Consider the following 17098-nt stretch of genomic DNA (forward strand, 5'->3'; position numbering starts at 1 on the left):
CACCCAGCGCCACCAGGAGGCATCCGCCATGGCGGTTCCCGAGACGACCGACGAGCAGCGCGCCGAGCAGATACTCGATGTGTTCGACACCGCGTTCGGCGAGCTGCTCGCCGCCGACCCCGCCGCCTTCCAGGTCAAATTCCGGAAGATGGCCGCCTCCGCGTTCGCCTTCTACCGGGGCACCGCCTGCCTGTTCTACGCCGACCTGGAGCGCGACCGGCACGGCGGCCCGTACCTGGACGAGCGGACCGGCCGGGTCTGGATCCACGGCGATCTGCACGCCGAGAACTTCGGCACGTACATGAACTCCGAAGGCCGGCTGATCTTCAATGTGAACGACTTCGACGAGGCGTACGTCGGCCCCTTCACCTGGGACCTCAAGCGCTTCGCCGCCTCCGTCGCCCTGATCGGCTACACCAAGGCCCTCAGCGACGAGCAGATCAGCGAGCTCGTCCGGATCTACGCCGGCGCCTACCGGGAGCGGATCCACCGCCTGGCCGCCGGCGCCAAGCACGAGGAGGTCCCCTCCTTCACCCTGGACACCGCCGAGGGCCCGCTGCTGTCGGCCCTGCGCGCGGCCCGCTCGCGCACGCGGTTCTCGCTGCTCGACTCGATGACGGAGATCCGCGACCACGAGCGCCGCTTCACGGCGGGCGGCGGCGCCATCGAGCTGGACGCGGCCACCCGCTACAAGGTGCTGGCCGCCTTCGACGGCTACCTGGAGACCCTGCCGGAGGAGTCCCTCGTCCGCCCGGACTCCTACCGGGTCAAGGACGTGGTCGGCCGCCGGGGCGTGGGCATCGGCTCGGCCGGCCTGCCCTCGTACAACATCCTGCTGGAGGGCCACAGCGACGCCCTGGAGAACGACGTCGTGATCTACCTCAAGCAGGCGCAGACACCCGCCGTGTCCCGGCACATCACCGACCGGGCCGTCCGGGAGTACTTCGAGCACGAGGGCCACCGCACGGTGATCTCACAGCGGGCGCTCCAGGCGCACGCCGACCCCTGGCTGGGCTGGACGGAGCTGGACGGGGCCGGACAGCTGGTGGCGGAGGTCTCCCCGTACGCGGTGGACCTGGACTGGTCGGACCTGGACGACCCGGAGGAGATCGCGGCGGTCGTCGCCGACCTCGGGCGGGCGACGGCCACCATGCACGCGGCGGCCGACGCGGCGGAGAGCGGCCAGTCCCTGGTCCCGTTCTCCACGGAGCGCGCCATCGACGCGGCGATCGCCGCCGACGAGGAGGGCTTCGCCCGGCTGCTGGTGGACTTCGCGCACGCCTACGGGGCCCGGGCGCGCGCCGACCACCAGATCTTCGTGGACCTGTTCCGCAACGGCCGGATCACGTCGTAGGTCCCCACGGTGTCCGGGCCCAGGGCCCGGCTTCACAGGGAGTCATGGCACACTCGCGACGATGGACGTATCAGGGGCAGGACTCCGGGGGCTGAGGGCCGCGCTGTTCAGCGCGCTCGTCGTGCTGCTCTCGGCCGGGTCCCACGTGCTGATGTCCCGGGTGCCGCTGCCGCCCGCGCTGGTGGCCGGCGCCTTCGCGGGCGTGTTCGTGATCGCCTTCGCCCTGGCGGGCCGGGAGCGCGGCTTCGGACCGATCGCCGCGCTGCTGGTACCGCTGGAGCTGGCGGCCGACACCGTCTTCACCGCCGGGCAGCACCTCTGCTACGGCCCGGCGGGCGGTCCGGTCTCCGGGCCGCTGCGCGCGATGGGCCTGGACGCGCTGTGCGGCGGGACTCCGGTGGGCGGGCCGCTGGCCGAGGTGGCCGCGCCCGGCAGCGACCCCGCCGCGCTGCTCGCCGCGCCCGGGCCGTGGACGCCCTGGCTGCTGCTGGGCGCCCACGTCACGGTCGGGGTGCTGGCCGCGGCCTGGCTGCGGGGCGGCGAGCGGGCCCTGGCCCGGCTGCTGCGCGCGGTGGCCGGCGCCGCGTTCCGGCCGCTGCTGCTGGCGGTGGCCGCGGTGTCGGTGGCCTCCGGCACGGCCCGGCGGGCGCTGCGTCCGCCGGTCGCGGGCACGGGGACCCGTACGCGATTCCCCGCACATTCCGTGGGACGGCGGGGACCTCCCGTACGCGCGGCGCTCGCGAGCGTCTGACGTACGTACGGCAGTCCCCCGACCCTTCACATCCCACGGAGATCATCATGAGTGCACGCAACAGCCAGGCGAACAAGGCGGCGGCCCGCGAGAAGCTGCGGATCGAGCGCGAGAAGCAGGCCAAGAAGGACCGGGCCCGCCGGCAGCTGGTCGTGGCCGGAGCCGTCGTCGGCGTCCTGGCGCTGGCGGGCGGCGTCGGCTACGCGGTCGTGCAGGCGAACGAGCCCGGCTACTGGGACAAGGCCGCCGAGGCCACCCTGGTGAAGCCCGCGAACACCACCGGCGAGGACGGCACCACGGTCGTCATCGGCAAGCCCGAGGCGAAGAAGACCCTGGAGCTCTACGAGGACTCGCGCTGCCCGGCGTGCGCCTCGTTCGAGCAGGCGGTCGGCGAGCAGGTCAAGAAGGACGTCGACGCGGGCAAGTACAAGCTCCAGTACTTCGGGGCCACCTTCATCGACAACGCCGTGAAGGGCGAGGGTTCGAAGAACGCGCTGAGCGCGCTCGGCGCCGCCCTGAACGTCAGCCCGCAGGCCTTCCTCGACTACAAGGGCGCGCTCTACTCGAAGGAGCAGCACCCGGAGGAGACCGTCGACAGCTTCGCCAAGGACGACTACCTGCTCAAGGTCGCGGACACGGTGCCCGCGCTCAAGGGCAACGCCGAGTTCAAGAAGGCCGTCGAGGACGGTACGTACGACCGGTGGGCGCTGGAGATGTCGAAGGCCTTCAACAAGTCCGAGGTGAAGGGCACCCCGACGCTGAAGATGGACGGCAAGAAGATCGAGACCCCGCAGACGCCCGAGGCGTTCACGGCGGCACTCGACAAGGCGCTCGCCGGCTGACCCTCCGCCGGCCGCACGACCGCTCACGGGCGGGCGAACTCCTGGAGTTCGCCCGCCCGTTGCCTTCCCAGGGCTGTTCCCACGGGTGTACCGATCAGTAATATGATTGTCCGTGACCAGTCATCTCACCCCCTCCGCCGGCTCCGCCGCGCGCCCGGCGCACCCGCGCCGCCGTTCGGTCGTCCTCGCCGCAGCGGCCACCGCCGCACTCGCGCCGCTCACCGCCCTGGGCGCCCCGGCCGCCCACGCGGCGACGTCCGCACCCGCCTTCCTGCACGGCGTCGCCTCCGGCGACCCGCTGCCCGACGGGGTCCTGCTGTGGACCCGCGTCACCCCGAGCCCGGAGGCCGTCCCCGGCTCCGGACTCGGCCCGGCCCTGGCCGTGGGCTGGGAGGTGGCCGAGGACAAGGCCTTCTCCCGGATCGTGGCGAGCGGCACCGTCACCGCGAGCGCCGCCTCCGACCACACGGTCAAGGCGGACGTGCGCGGGCTCCGCCCCCACACCCCTTACTGGTACCGGTTCACCGCCGGCGCCACCGTCTCCCCCGTCGGCCGCACCCTGACCGCGCCGGGCCACGACGAGACCACGCCGGGGGTGCGCTTCGGCGTGGTCTCCTGCGCCAACTGGGAGTCCGGGTACTTCTCGGCGTACCGGCACCTCGCGGCCCGCGCCGACCTGGACGCGGTCCTGCACCTGGGCGACTACATCTACGAGTACCAGAGCGGCGGGTACCCGGAGGCGAAGTACACCGTCCGCGCGCACGAGCCGCGGCACGAGATCGTCAGCCTGGCCGACTACCGCGTCCGGCACGGCAAGTACAAGACCGACGCCGACCTCCAGGCGCTGCACGCGGCCCACGCGATCGTCGCGATATGGGACGACCACGAGTTCGCCAACGACGCCTGGGCGGGCGGCGCCGAGAACCACACCCCGGGGGCCGAGGGCGAGTGGGCGGCCCGCGCGGCCGCCGCCAAGCAGGCCTACTTCGAGTGGATGCCCGTACGCACCTCCGTCGCGGGCACCGTCTACCGCCGCCTGCGCTTCGGCACCCTCGCCGACCTGCACCTGCTGGACCTGCGGTCCTTCCGCTCGCAGCAGGTCAAGGTGGGCAGCGGTTCGGTGGACGACCCGGAGCGCACGCTCACCGGGCGGGCGCAGCTGGACTGGCTCAAGCAGGGGCTGGCGAGCTCGAACGCGACCTGGAAGCTGGTCGGCACGTCGGTGATGATCTCGCCGGTGGCCTTCGGCGCGCTGCCCGCGCACCTGCTGAAGCCGCTGACCAAGCTGCTCGGGCTGCCCGAGGGTGGAATCGCGGCCAACGTGGACCAGTGGGACGGCTACACCGACGATCGCAAGGAGCTCCTGGGCCACTTGAAGGACCGGAACATCAAGAACACGGTGTTCCTGACCGGCGACATCCACATGGCGTGGGCGAACGAGGTCCCGGTGCAGAAGGCGACGTACCCGGGATCGGGCAGCGCGGCGACCGAGTTCGTGGTGACCTCGGTGACCTCCGACAACGTGGACGACATCCTCCACGTGCTGCCGGACACGCTCTCGCTGGTCGCCGAATCGGCCATCAAGGCCGCGAACTGGCACGTCAAGTGGCTGGACATGGACGCTCACGGATACGGCGTCCTGGACGTCACGGCCGAGCGCGCGCAGATGGACTACCACGTGGTCTCGGACAAGCGCCGGCCGGACGCGACCTCCTCCTGGGCCCGCTCGTACCGCACGCTGAACGGCACGCAGAAGGTGGAGCGGACCGACCACCCGGTTAACTGACAGACCGTCAATTCTCTTGTCCGATGGGGCGCCTGGTGCATACCAGGCGCCCCATCCGCATCATTGGCAACAAGATTTTTACTTCCGGGTACTTGTCAATTGAATGACATGCACACGTAAGATTCCGGCCAGCGTGAGGAGATCCCTCACCCCCCACCACGCTTCGCGAGGAGTCAACGTGCGCGCTGTTGCCCGCATATCCCCCCTTCTCCGGCGCCGCCTCATGGGCACGGCCGTCCTGGCCGGAACCCTGGCGTTCGCCCCGCTCTCCGCCCCCACCACCCTGGCCGCCGCCCAGACCCCCGCCGAGGTCTGCGCCGAGGAGGGCGCGACGGCCGGGTCCGCGAACGCCCGCGTCGCCCGCCCGAAGGACGAGCACGCGGCCGACCCCAACGAGGTCACGGACGCGCAGGTCAAGGCCATGGACGCCGACCTGAAGAAGAAGCTCGGCCAGCTCGGCCCGCAGCAGCTCGACGGCATGCGGGCGGGCGCCGCCGCGGCGGCCACGAACATCCCGGTCTACTTCCACGTGATCCACAACGGCACCGCCGGGAAGCTCACCGCGACCGACATCGGCAAGCAGATCGCGGTCCTCAACGCGGCCTACGGCGGCCAGGGCACCGGCAACGTCAACTCCGGCTTCCAGTTCACCCTGGCCGGTACCGACTACACGGACAACGCCACCTGGTACAACGTCTCGGACGGCACCACCGCCGAGAAGAACATGAAGAACACCCTGCGCAAGGGCGGCAAGAACGCGCTGAACGTCTACACCGCCAACCTCGGCGGCGGCCTGCTCGGCTGGGCGACCTTCCCGAGCTCCTACGCCTCCCAGCCCAAGATGGACGGCGTGGTCCTGCTCAACAGCTCACTGCCCGGCGGCTCCTCCGCGAACTACAGCGAGGGCGACACCGGCACCCACGAGGTCGGCCACTGGCTCGGGCTCTACCACACCTTCCAGGGCGGCTGCTCGGGCAGCGGCGACTCCGTCTCCGACACCCCGGCCGAGAAGAGCGCGGCCTTCGAGTGCCCCACGGGCCGTGACACCTGCACCGCGAGCGGCGCGGACCCGATCCACAACTTCATGGACTACACGTACGACTCCTGCATGTACCAGTTCACGGCCGGCCAGGTGTCGCGCATGAAGAGCATGTGGACGGCCTACCGGGCCTGATCACGTACGGAACGCGTCACGTACGGAACGCGTACGGATCACCCGCTGATCCCCGCATGACCGTGGGCACGGCTCCGGCGCTCGTCGCCGGGCCGTGCCCACCGGTCTTCCGCGCCTAGTGCCGTGACCGGAAAGGTCCACCGGGTCGCGACGCCCGGCACGGCACCTCTCCGCGTTGTCGGACCACGGAGGTACGTCCAGTACGAACCGCGGCCCTCCGCCTTGAGATGCACCGCACCGGACGCCGCGACCCGGCAAACCTTCCCGGCCACGGCACTAGAGGGTGTCGAGGAAGCCGAGCGCCACCTTCCAGGTCTCCTCGGCGGCCTGCGCGTCGTAGTCGTCGAGGTCCGGGTCCGTGAAGAGGTGCCCGGCCCCGGGATAGGTGTGGACCTCCACGTCGGCCCCCGCCCGCCGCATCCGCAGGTACCAGGCCGTCAGCCAGTCGTGCGGCTCGAACGGGTCCGGGTCGGCGATGTGCAGCTGCACCGGCAGCTCGTCCGCGGAGGCGTCCTCCGCCAGGTCCGCCGTACCGTGCAGGAGCAGCAGCCCGCGCGCCTTGTCGTCGGCCAGCGCCAGGTGCTGGGCGACGGAACCGCCGAAGGAGAAGCCCGCGTAGACCAGTCCCTGGTCGGAGTGGGGCGCCGAGGCCAGCACCGCCCGCTTGAGCAGCTCGTCCCGGCCGATCTCCTCCTGGTGGGCGATGCCTTCCTCGACCGTGCCGAACGTGCGCCCCTCGAAGAGGTCGGGCACCTCGACCCGGTGTCCGGCCGCGCGCAGCCGGTCGGCCGCCGCGTGCACCGCGGGCCTCAGCCCGTACGTCGAATGGAAGAGCATGATGTTCATACCTCCATCGTGCCAGTTTCCGGACGCCTCTCGCGGTTACGTTCTCTGGCATGGATATGGAGAAACTCCTGCGTCCGGTCCTCGTCATCGGCATCATCGTGGCGCTGACGCTGCTCGTCGGCTGGCTGCTCGACCTGCTGCTGCGCAAGGTGGACGCCCGGCACCCGGAAACCCCGCTGTGGGGACTGCTGCGGCGCTGCCGCCTGCCCTTCCGGCTGGTCATGGGCACGGCACTGCTCCGGGCCAGCTACCGGAAGGCCGAGGTCCTGCCCGACCACAGCGTCGGCGTGGGCCGCGCGCTGACCCTGGTGATGATCGCCTCGACGGCCTGGCTCCTCGTGGGCATCGCGACGGCGATCGTCGACGCCTCGTACGCGCGCTACGCGGCCGGCGCCCCCGACAACGCCCGGGTCCGCCGGGTCCGCACCCAGGTGGCGCTGATCCAGCGGGTGGTCACGGCCGTCGTCGTCGTGGTCGCCATCGCCGCCATGCTGCTGACCTTCCCGCCGATGCGCACCCTCGGCGCCTCGATGCTGGCCTCGGCCGGGGTCCTCGGCATCGTGGCGGGCATCGCGGCCCAGGCCGCCCTCGGCAACCTCTTCGCCGGGCTGCAGATCGCGTTCGGCGACACCGTGCGCATCGGTGACACCGTGGTCGTGGACAAGGAGTGGGGCACGGTCGAGGAGATCACCCTCACCTTCCTCGTGGTCCGCACCTGGGACGAGCGCCGGATCACGATGCCGGTCTCGTACTTCACCAGCAAGCCCTACGAGAACTGGTCGCGCGGCGGCGCGGAGATGACCGGCACCGTCTTCTGGCACCTGGACCACTCGGCGCCGGTCGCGCTGATGCGCGAGCAGCTGGCGGAGATCCTCAAGGACGTGCCCGAGTGGGACGGCCGGGCGAGCGGTCTGGTCGTCACGGACACCACCCCGAACACCATCCAGGTCCGCGCGGTGGTCACCGCGAAGGACGCCGACGACGTCTGGACCGTGCGCTGCGCGGTCCGCGAGCGGCTGCTCACCTGGCTGACCGCGCACCACCCGTACGCCCTCCCCCGGATCACGACGGCCGAGGCCGCCCCCCGCCCGTAGCCGCGGCGAGCCCGCGCCCGGGCGGGGAGCGGCTTGCCTAGGGCCTGTCGTCAAACTCCCGTCGTCGCCCGGAGGGCGGCCCTGCGGCGTCTGGTGCGTGCTCTCGGTGCGCCGGGCGGAAGCCCGCGTACTGGACGTACTTGGCTTTCGCCCGGTGCGGCGAGAGCGCGTGCCAGGCGTCGCGGGGCAGACGGGAGTTTGACGACAGGCCCTAGGAGCTGCGCAGGCTGCGCACGTCCAGGTGGCGCAGTACGCGGTCCACGATCTCCGGGTCGGAACCGGGCTCGCTGCGCGCGGCCAGCACCTCGTGGCGGGCGGCGGACATCATCTCCCGCTGGATGCGCTGGATGTCCCGGATGCGTTCGACCCGCTGCGCGTAGGCCTCGCGCCGTTCCTCGTCGACCATGTCGGGGCTGATCCTGGCCCCGACGTCGTACGCGCGCCGGTACAGGGTCTCGACGAGGTCCTCGGGCAGGTCCTCGACCTCCTCGATCTCCTTGAGCCGCCGCTTCGCGGCCTTCGCGGCGCGGATCGCCAGCCGCCGCTCGCTCTCCCGTTCGGCGTCCACGTCCGCCTCCACCTCCAGCCGCCGCACCAGCCAGGGCAGCGTCAGCCCCTGGCACACCAGCGTCACCATGATCACCGCGAAGGCGATGAAGACGATCTCGTCCCGGCCGGGGAAGGGCTCGCCGGCCTCGGTGTGCAGGGGGATGGCCAGGGCCAGGGCCACCGAGGCCACCCCGCGCATCCCGGCCCACCACATGACCACGCTCTCCCGCCAGCTCAGCGGGATCTCCTCGTCGTAGTCGCGCCGCCGGTGCATCTTCTTCGCCAGCCAGCCCGCGGGCAGCAGCCAGACCAGCCGCACGCCGACGACCACGGCGATGACGACGGCCGCCCAGCCCGTCATCTCCCAGACTCGGCCCCGCGCGACCGCGAAGACGTTGTGCAGTTCCAGCCCGATCAGGCCGAACGCCACGCCCGTGACCAGCATGTCGACGACTTCCCAGAAGGTGTGACCGGCGAGGCGGCCCAGCACGTCGTCGGCGTCCGACGCGTACTCGGCGAGGAACAGGGCCGTCGTCAGCACGGCCAGCACCCCCGACCCGTCCAGTTCCTCCGCGACCACGTACGCCACGAACGGAACCAGCAGGGTGAGGCCGATCTGGAGGGTCGCGTCCCCCAGCCGTCCCATGAGCCGGTTGGTGGCCCAGCCGAGCCCGAGACCGACGGCCACGGCCACGACCGCCGACAGCACGAACTCGCCGAGCGCGTCGGGCCACGAGAAGCTGCCGCTGACGGCGGCGGCGACGGCCACGTGGTAGAGCACGATGGCGGTGACGTCGTTGAACAGCCCCTCGCCCTCCAGGATGGACACCATCCGGCGCGGCAGGCCGAGCGACCCGGCGACGGCGGTGGCGGCGACCGGGTCCGGCGGGGCGACCAGCGCGCCGAGGGCGACCGCGGCGGCGACCGGCAGCCCGGGCACGACGGCGTTGGCCACGGCGGCGACCGCGGCGGTGGTCACGAAGACGAGGGCGACGGCCAGCAGCAGGATCGGCCGGACGTTGGCGGCGAACTGCCGCCAGGAGGTCCGCTGGGCGGACGCGTACAGCAGCGGCGGCAGCACCAGCGGCAGGATGTACTCGGGCGGGATGTCCACGTTGGGCACGGCCGGCACGAGTGCCAGCCCGATCCCGCCGAGGGTCATCAACACCGGCGAGGGCAGCCCGAGCCGGTCCCCGAGCGGAACGGTGACGACGGCTCCGAGCAGCAGCACGAACAACAGGGCGAGCTGATCCACTCCCCCACCCTGCCAGCCCCGCCCCGCCCGACCCCCCGCCGCCGCACACTCACCCGCCCCGAATCAACCCACACCACCCCGACCCCACCGGCAGAACCCCGCTCCACCGGCAGCCCGGCCTCACCGGCCGCACCCCAGCCCGTCACGGCAGAACCCAGCCCCACCGGCCAATCCCAGCCCCGCCGGCGTTTGAGGCGCGGGGGCCCGGGGGCAGCGCCCCCGGCAACGGCGCCGCACCGACCCACCGGCACCGCCCACCCGGCCGGCACCGGTCAGGGCCGCACCCCGCCCCGGCTCACCGCCCGGCCAGGGCCCTCCGCATGGAGCGGTGCGCAATCCCCGCGTCCTCGAACTCCGCCCCGTAGGCCACGTACCCGAGCCGCTCGTAGAAGCCGAGCGCATGCGTCTGCGCGCCCAGATCGACCGCGGCCAGCCCGAGCCGCTCCGCCTCCGCCTCGATCGCGCGGACGAGCGCCACGCCGACGCCGAGCCCGCGCGCAGCCTTGGTGACGGCCAGCCGCCCGAGGGAGCCGACCTCCGGCGAGCCGGTCTTGTCCAGGGCCTCGGGCCCGTACAGCAGCCGGCCGGTACCGAGCGGTTCCCCGTCCGGCCCGGTGGCCAGCAGGTGCAGCGCGACCGCGTCGTAGGCGTCGTACTCAAGGGACTCGGGCACGGACTGCTCGACGACGAACACCTCGGTCCGGACGGCGAAGCAGGCGGCCAGGTCGGCCTCCGACGAGGCGACGCGGACGGTGAAGGGGGCGGCGGCCGTCACTGACTCTCGGCCCGGATCACGTCCAGCGCGTGCTGCAGGTCCGCCGGGTAGCCGCTCTCGAACTCCACCCACTGGCCGTCCGACGGGTGCTCGAAGCCCAGCCGCACCGCGTGCAGCCACTGCCGGGTGAGCCCCAGTCGCTTCGCGACGGTCGGGTCGGCCCCGTAGGTCAGGTCGCCGACGCAGGGGTGGCGGTGCGCGGACATGTGCACGCGGATCTGGTGCGTGCGCCCGGTCTCCAGCTTGATGTCGAGCAGCGAGGCCGCGCGGAAGGCCTCGATCAGGTCGTAGTGGGTGACGGAGGGCTTGCCCTCCTGGGTCACGGCCCACTTGTAGTCGGCGTTCGGGTGGCGGCCGATCGGGGCGTCGATCGTGCCGCTCATCGGGTCCGGGTGTCCCTGCACCAGCGCGTGGTAGCGCTTGTCGACCACGCGCTCGCGGAACTGGTTCTTCAGCGAGGTGTACGCGCGCTCGGACTTGGCCACGGCCATCAGGCCGGAGGTGCCGACGTCGAGGCGGTGCACGATGCCCTGGCGCTCGGAGGCACCGGAGGTGGAGATCCGGTAGCCGGCCGCGGCGAGACCGCCGATGACGGTGGTGCCGGTCCAGCCGGGGCTCGGGTGGGCGGCGACGCCCACCGGCTTCATGATGACGACGATGTCGTCGTCGTCGTGGACGATCTCCATGCCCGGCACCGGCTCGGCGACGAGCTCGACCGGGCGGGGCGGCGTGGGCATCTCGACTTCGAGCCAGGCGCCGCCGTGCACGCGCTCGGACTTGCCGACGACGCTGCCGTCGACCGAGACCTTCCCCTCCGACGCCAGTTCGGCCGCCTTCGTCCGGGAAAATCCGAACATACGGGCGATGGCGGCGTCGACGCGCTCGCCTTCGAGGCCATCGGGAACGGGCAGGGTGCGGATCTCGGGAATCGTACTCACCTGTCGAGTATGCAGGACTCGGCAGAGCGGGATTCCCGCGAGCGCCCCGCGATCAGTCCTTGTGGACGGTGCCGTCCGGGTCCAGGCCCTTGAACGACAGCAGGACGATCAGGATGCCGCCGCACACGATCGCCGAGTCCGCGAGGTTGAAGACGGCGAAGTGCGCGGGGGCGATGAAGTCGACGACCGCGCCGCGGAACACGCCGGGCGAGCGGAAGATCCGGTCGGTGAGGTTGCCCAGCGCACCGCCCAGCAGCAGGCCCAGCGCGATCGCCCACGGCAGGCTGTAGAGCTTGCGCGCCAGCCGCACGATCACCACGATCACGGACGCCGCGATGCAGGTGAAGATGATCGTGAAGGCCTCGCCGAAACCGAAGGCGGCTCCGGGGTTGCGGACCGCCTCGAACTTCAGCAGGTCCCCGATGATCTCGATCGGCGGCTGGTGCTCCAGCCTCGCCACGACGAGCATCTTGCTGCCGAGGTCGAGCAGGTACGCGAGGGCCGCCACCACGAGCAGCGCCACGATCCGCCGGTGCCCCCTGGGCTCGTCCGGCTCCGCCTGCGCCTCGGCGCCGTCCCCGACCTCCGGCGTACCGATGATGCGCTCCGCCTCTGCCACGTGAGTCCCTCGAACTAGCTCGAACCAGGTTGCCGAACACAGCCGCGCCAGGTTCCTGGACCCTGACTGGTACACGAGGGTACGTCAGGGTGCGCGCGGGCGCCCTGGCCCGGGCCGCTTCCCGCGCCCCGGGGCGTCCGGGCCCACCTGCGGGGACCGCGCCCGGCGGGATCCGGAAGGGACGGCCTAGTGCCGCCGCTCCTGCTTCTGCTTGCAGTCCACGCACAGCGTGGCCCGTGGGAAGGCCTGCATCCGCGCCTTGCCGATCGGCTGCCCGCAGTTCTCGCAGAGCCCGTACGTGCCCGCCTCCAGCCGTTCCAGGGCCCGCTCGGTCTGCTCCAGCATCGAGCTGGCGTTCGCCGCGAGGGCGAGCTCGGACTCCCGGGTGATGTTCTTGGTGCCGGTGTCGGCCTGGTCGTCGCCCGCGCCGTCGCCCGAGTCCCGCATCAGGCCCGAGATCGCCACCTCGGAGGCGTCCAGTTCGGCGCGCAGCCGCAGCACCTCCGACAGCAGCTCGGTACGGGCGTCCTCGACCTCCTGGGGGGTCCAGGGGTCCTCTCCGGGGCGTACGGCGAGCTCTCCCGGGGCGAGGGGCGCGGTGGCGCGCGCCTTGGGGAGCCCGCTGGTGGCGGCCGTGGCCGCCTTCCTCGCCGTACCCGCAGTCTTCTTGGCAACCACTTTCCGAGCTCCCGTCTTCTGCGCGGCCGGGGCCGCCCCCTCGGCCGCGGCCGCCTTGGCCGTGGCCTTGCTCGTGGTGCGCTTCGCGGCGGGAGCCCCGGCGGTCCGGGCCGCCTTCGCCGCCGTGACGGCCTTGACCGTCTTGACCGCCTTCGCGGCCTTCGCGGCCGAGGCCTGCTCGACCCCGTCCGTCCCGGCCGCGGCCTTCTCGGACACGGCCTTCTTGACCGGGGCCTTCTTGGCCGGGGCCTTCTTCGCGGTCGCCTTCTTGGCGGTCGTCTTCTTCGCGGTCGTCTTCTCGGCCGGAGCGGCCCGCTCGGCGGCAGGCGTGGAGCCTGGCACAGCAGCCACCTCCTGTGTCGCCGTCTTCTTCGCCACCATGGCCGCGGCCCCTTTTCACATACTGTGATCTTGTTTGTGAATCGTGCCGGAACGATAAATCGGCTCCGACCCCACGGCAACGGGGCACGCGTCCATCGAGGTCAACCTGCATCCGTTGTGCCCAGCGGGACGCCCGGTAATCCGCCCCGCCCGCCCCGGTGGATCCCGGACCGGCCCGTCGGCCCATTCGGGTCATACCGGCACCCGCCCCGCGCCCCGCCGCCGACCGGCGTAAACCGGTCTGCCGAGCCGTGCCCCGGCCCGTACACTGGGCCCAGCGAGAGGCATGGATGGGGACGAGTAGCGTCGGACGCAGCCAGGAGCGACCCGGGGACGGTGAGAGCCCGGGGGCGAGCGCGATGCGAAGGATCACCCCGGAGCCGCCGGAAGAAAGCCCGCAGGGCCAGTAGAACCGGCTTCGCACCCCAATGAGGGGGCCATCGGACACGTCCGGCGGCCAAGGAGGGTGGTACCGCGGGAGCCGCACGCGCTCTCGTCCCTCCGGACGGAAGTGACACCCCGCCGGAGGAAGAGTTCAGCCTCATGACCACACCGCCGCAGTACCGCCCGGTACCCGCCCAGGTCGACCTGCCTGCCCTTGAGCACGCCGTCCTCGACTTCTGGCGCGAGAGCAAGACCTTCGCCAAGACCCTGGAGCAGTCCGAGGGCCGCCCCGAGTGGGTCTTCTACGAGGGCCCGCCCACCGCGAACGGCATGCCCGGCGCGCACCACATCGAGGCCCGCGTCTTCAAGGACGTCTTCCCCAGGTTCCGCACCATGCGCGGCTACCACGTCGCCCGCAAGGCCGGCTGGGACTGTCACGGCCTGCCCGTCGAGCTCGCCGTCGAGAAGGAACTCGGCTTCAACGGCAAGCAGGACATCGAGGCCTACGGCATCGCCGAGTTCAACGACAAGTGCCGCGAGTCCGTGACCCGCCACACCGACGCGTTCGCCGAGCTCACGACCCGGATGGGCTACTGGGTCGACCTGGACGACGCCTACCGGACCATGGACCCCGAGTACGTCGAGTCCGTGTGGTGGTCGCTGAAGGAGATCTTCAACAAGGGCCTCCTCACCCAGGACCACCGCGTCGCCCCCTGGTGCCCGCGCTGCGGCACCGGCCTCTCCGACCACGAGCTGGCCCAGGGCTACGAGACGGTCGTCGACCCCTCCGTCTACGTCCGCTTCCCGCTGACCTCCGGCCCGCTCGCCGGCGAGGCGGCCCTCCTGGTGTGGACGACGACCCCGTGGACCCTGGTGTCCAACACCGCCGTCGCGGCCCACCCCGAGGTCACGTACGTCGTCGCGACGGACGGCGAGCAGAAGCTGGTCGTCGCCCAGCCGCTGCTGGAGAAGTCCCTCGGCGAGGGCTGGGAGGCCACCGGCGAGTCCTTCACCGGCAAGGAGATGGAACGCTGGACCTACCAGCGCCCCTTCGACCTGGTCGAGTTCCCCGAGCCGGCGCACTACGTCGTGAACGCCGAGTACGTCACGACCGAGGACGGCACGGGTCTGGTCCACCAGTCCCCCGCCTTCGGCGCCGACGACCTCGCGGTCTGCCGCGCGTACGGCCTGCCCGTCGTGAACCCGGTCCGCCCCGACGGCACCTTCGAGGAGGACGTCCCGCTCGTCGGCGGCGTCTTCTTCAAGAAGGCCGACGAGAAGCTCACCGCCGACCTCGACGCGCGCGGCCTGCTCTTCAAGCACATCGCCTACGAGCACAGCTACCCGCACTGCTGGCGCTGCCACACGGCCCTGCTCTACTACGCGCAGCCGTCCTGGTACATCCGCACCACCGCCGTCAAGGACGCGATGCTGCGGGAGAACGAGAAGACCAACTGGTTCCCGGAATCCGTCAAGCAGGGCCGCTTCGGCGACTGGCTGAACAACAACATCGACTGGGCGCTGTCCCGCAACCGCTACTGGGGCACCCCGCTGCCGATCTGGCGCTGCGAGGAGGACCACCTCACCTGCGTCGGCTCCCGCGCCGAGCTGAGCGAGCTGTCCGGCACCGACCAGTCGCAGCTGGACCCGCACCGCCCGTACATCGACGACGTCACCTTCCCCTGCACGCACGAGGGCTGCGCCCTGACCGCCGTGCGCGTGCCGGAGGTCATCGACGCCTGGTACGACTCGGGTTCGATGCCGTTCGCGCAGTGGGGCTACCCGTACAAGAACAAGGAGATCTTCGAGAAGCGCTACCCGGCGCAGTTCATCTCGGAGGCCATCGACCAGACCCGCGGCTGGTTCTACACGCTGATGGCGGTCGGCACCCTCGTCTTCGACAAGTCCTCCTACGAGAACGTGGTCTGCCTCGGCCACATCCTCGCCGAGGACGGCCGCAAGATGTCCAAGCACCTCGGCAACATCCTCCAGCCGATCCCGCTGATGGACCAGCACGGTGCGGACGCCGTCCGCTGGTTCATGGCGGCCGGCGGCTCCCCGTGGGCGGCGCGGCGCGTGGGCCACGGCACGATCCAGGAGGTCGTCCGCAAGACGCTCCTCACGTACTGGAACACGGTCGCCTTCCAGGCCCTGTACGCCCGCACCTCCAACTGGGCGCCCTCCGCCTCCGACCCGGCGCCGGCCGACCGCACGGTGCTGGACCGCTGGCTGCTGTCGGAACTCCACACCCTCACGGCCGAGGTCACCGAGGCGATGGAGTCGTACGACACCCAGCGCGCGGGCAAGCTCCTCTCCTCCTTCGTCGACGACCTCTCGAACTGGTACGTCCGCCGCTCGCGGCGCCGCTTCTGGCAGGGCGACGCGGCCGCGCTGCGCACCCTGCACGACGTGGTCGAGACGGTCACCCGGCTCATGGCCCCGCTGACCCCCTTCATCACGGAGCGGGTCTGGCAGGACATGATCGTTCCGGTCTCCCCGGAGGCCCCGGAGTCGGTGCACCTGTCGAGCTGGCCGGAGTCGGACGCGTCCCAGGTGGACCGGACCCTCTCCCAGCAGATGCTGCTGGTACGCCGCCTCGTGGAGCTGGGCCGCGCGACCCGCGCGGAGTCGGGCGTCAAGACCCGCCAGCCGCTCTCGCGCGCGCTGGTCGGGGCCGTCGGCTTCGACGCCCTGTCCCCCGAGCTCCAGGCCCAGATCACGGAGGAGTTGAACGTCTCCTCCCTGGCCTCCCTCTCGGAGGTCGGCGGGTCCCTGGTCGACACCACCGCGAAGGCGAACTTCCGGGCCCTGGGCAAGCGCTTCGGCAAGGGCGTGCAGGACGTCGCGAAGGCGGTGGCCGCGGCCGACGCGGCGGCGCTGTCGCTGGCGCTGCGCGCCGGCTCCGCGGAGGTCGAGGTGAACGGCGAGACCGTGGCCCTCACCCCGGAGGAGGTCATCATCACGGAGACCCCGCGCGAGGGCTGGTCGGTGGCCTCGGACTCGGGCGCCACGGTGGCCCTGGACCTGGAGATCACCCCGGAGCTGCGGCTCGCGGGCCTGGCGCGTGACGCGATCCGCCTGATCCAGGAGGCCCGCAAGAACTCCGGGCTGGACGTCGCGGACCGGATCTCCCTGCGGTGGTCCTCGCCGGACGCGGAGGTCGTGACGGCCCTGACGGACCACGCGGCGCTCATCGCCGACGAGGTCCTGGCCACCGACTTCGCCACGGGCGACGCGGACGCCTCCTACGGCGCCCCCTTCACGGACGAACCCCTGTCCCTGACGTTCCGCCTCCGCAAGGCCTAACCACCACAACCCCCGACCGGCCCGCACCCCCCTCCCTGGGGGGTGCGGGCCGTTCCGTTTCCCCGCCCGACGCACGAGCCCCAGGCTCGCCACCCACCCCCAGCCCCGCCAACCCCGGCCCACCCCAGCCCCGCCGACGCTTGAGGCGCGGGGGCCGGGGGGCAGCGCCCCCGGCAACGGCGCCGCACCCTCACAGGGTCCGGGCGGAGCCCACCCCACCGCAGCCCCGCCGGCGTTTGAGGCGCGGGGGTCCGGGGGCGGAGCCCCCGGCAACGGCGCCGCACCCGCACGGGGTCCCAGCGGAGCCCACCCCATCCCAGCCCCGCCGGCGTTTGAGGCGCGGGGGTCCGGGGCGGAGCCCCCGGC

Annotated in this window: 13 protein-coding genes; 7 read left to right on the plus strand and 6 right to left on the minus strand. The window is 71.9% G+C overall.

The features are described from left to right. Nucleotides 1-28 precede the first annotated feature (28 nt). The 5 genes from AC07B0_RS16875 to AC07B0_RS16895 all read left to right on the plus strand — a co-directional run bounded on the left by AC07B0_RS16875 (nt 29) and on the right by AC07B0_RS16895 (nt 5907). On the plus strand, nt 29-1354 hold the full coding sequence (locus tag AC07B0_RS16875; protein WP_356882602.1) for a DUF2252 domain-containing protein: 1326 nt from the start codon (nt 29-31) through the stop codon (nt 1352-1354). Nucleotides 1355-1415: 61 nt separating this feature from the next. Continuing rightward, nucleotides 1416-2105, plus strand: coding sequence for a hypothetical protein (locus AC07B0_RS16880; protein ID WP_469385009.1), 690 nt, complete (start codon nt 1416-1418; stop codon nt 2103-2105). Nucleotides 2106-2152: 47 nt separating this feature from the next. Then, nucleotides 2153-2947, plus strand: coding sequence for a DsbA family protein (locus tag AC07B0_RS16885; protein WP_356882598.1), 795 nt, complete (start codon nt 2153-2155; stop codon nt 2945-2947). Between the two features lie 112 nt (nt 2948-3059). Beyond that, nucleotides 3060-4733 carry an alkaline phosphatase D family protein gene (locus AC07B0_RS16890; RefSeq protein WP_478898516.1) on the plus strand — a complete coding sequence of 558 codons (1674 nt, stop codon included), beginning with the start codon at nt 3060-3062 and terminating at the stop codon, nt 4731-4733. 223 nt (nt 4734-4956) lie between these two features. Beyond that, nucleotides 4957-5907 (plus strand): zinc metalloprotease, encoded by a 951-nt coding sequence (locus AC07B0_RS16895; RefSeq protein WP_478865593.1) that lies wholly within the window; start codon nt 4957-4959, stop codon nt 5905-5907. Between the two features lie 276 nt (nt 5908-6183). Here the strand turns inward: AC07B0_RS16895 and AC07B0_RS16900 are convergent, their stop codons facing one another. Then, nucleotides 6184-6753: a dienelactone hydrolase family protein gene (locus tag AC07B0_RS16900; protein ID WP_356877842.1), complete on the minus strand. Its 570-nt coding sequence runs from the start codon at nt 6751-6753 to the stop codon at nt 6184-6186. A gap of 56 nt (nt 6754-6809) precedes the next feature. Between AC07B0_RS16900 and AC07B0_RS16905 the strand changes: the two genes are divergently transcribed. Further along, a complete protein-coding gene (locus tag AC07B0_RS16905) occupies nt 6810-7847 on the plus strand; it encodes a mechanosensitive ion channel family protein (protein WP_467291507.1) in 1038 nt (345 codons plus the stop codon). 211 nt (nt 7848-8058) lie between these two features. Here AC07B0_RS16905 and AC07B0_RS16910 read toward each other — a convergent pair whose 3' ends face one another. The 5 genes from AC07B0_RS16910 to AC07B0_RS16930 form a co-directional block, all read right to left on the minus strand. Beyond that, nucleotides 8059-9651 carry a Na+/H+ antiporter gene (locus tag AC07B0_RS16910; protein WP_356884109.1) on the minus strand — a complete coding sequence of 531 codons (1593 nt, stop codon included), beginning with the start codon at nt 9649-9651 and terminating at the stop codon, nt 8059-8061. A 295-nt stretch (nt 9652-9946) separates the two neighbouring features. Then, nucleotides 9947-10426, minus strand: a complete 480-nt coding sequence (locus AC07B0_RS16915; protein WP_478898517.1) for a GNAT family N-acetyltransferase — start codon at nt 10424-10426, stop codon at nt 9947-9949. After that, complete coding sequence (locus AC07B0_RS16920) at nt 10423-11364, minus strand: RluA family pseudouridine synthase (RefSeq protein ID WP_356884113.1); 942 nt, start codon at nt 11362-11364, stop codon at nt 10423-10425. Before AC07B0_RS16920 ends, AC07B0_RS16915 begins: the two co-directional genes overlap by 4 nt. Nucleotides 11365-11416: 52 nt before the next feature. Continuing rightward, on the minus strand, nt 11417-11983 hold the full coding sequence (gene lspA / locus AC07B0_RS16925; RefSeq protein WP_469380031.1) for a signal peptidase II: 567 nt from the start codon (nt 11981-11983) through the stop codon (nt 11417-11419). Nucleotides 11984-12169: 186 nt separating this feature from the next. Beyond that, nucleotides 12170-13003 carry a TraR/DksA family transcriptional regulator gene (locus AC07B0_RS16930; protein ID WP_478898518.1) on the minus strand — a complete coding sequence of 278 codons (834 nt, stop codon included), beginning with the start codon at nt 13001-13003 and terminating at the stop codon, nt 12170-12172. A 582-nt stretch (nt 13004-13585) separates the two neighbouring features. Here AC07B0_RS16930 and ileS point away from each other — a divergent pair. Further along, nucleotides 13586-16732 carry an isoleucine--tRNA ligase gene (ileS, locus tag AC07B0_RS16935; RefSeq protein WP_478898519.1) on the plus strand — a complete coding sequence of 1049 codons (3147 nt, stop codon included), beginning with the start codon at nt 13586-13588 and terminating at the stop codon, nt 16730-16732. The last annotated feature ends 366 nt before the right edge of the window (nt 16733-17098 follow it).

Source organism: Streptomyces sp. NPDC044704 (assembly GCF_056433525.1).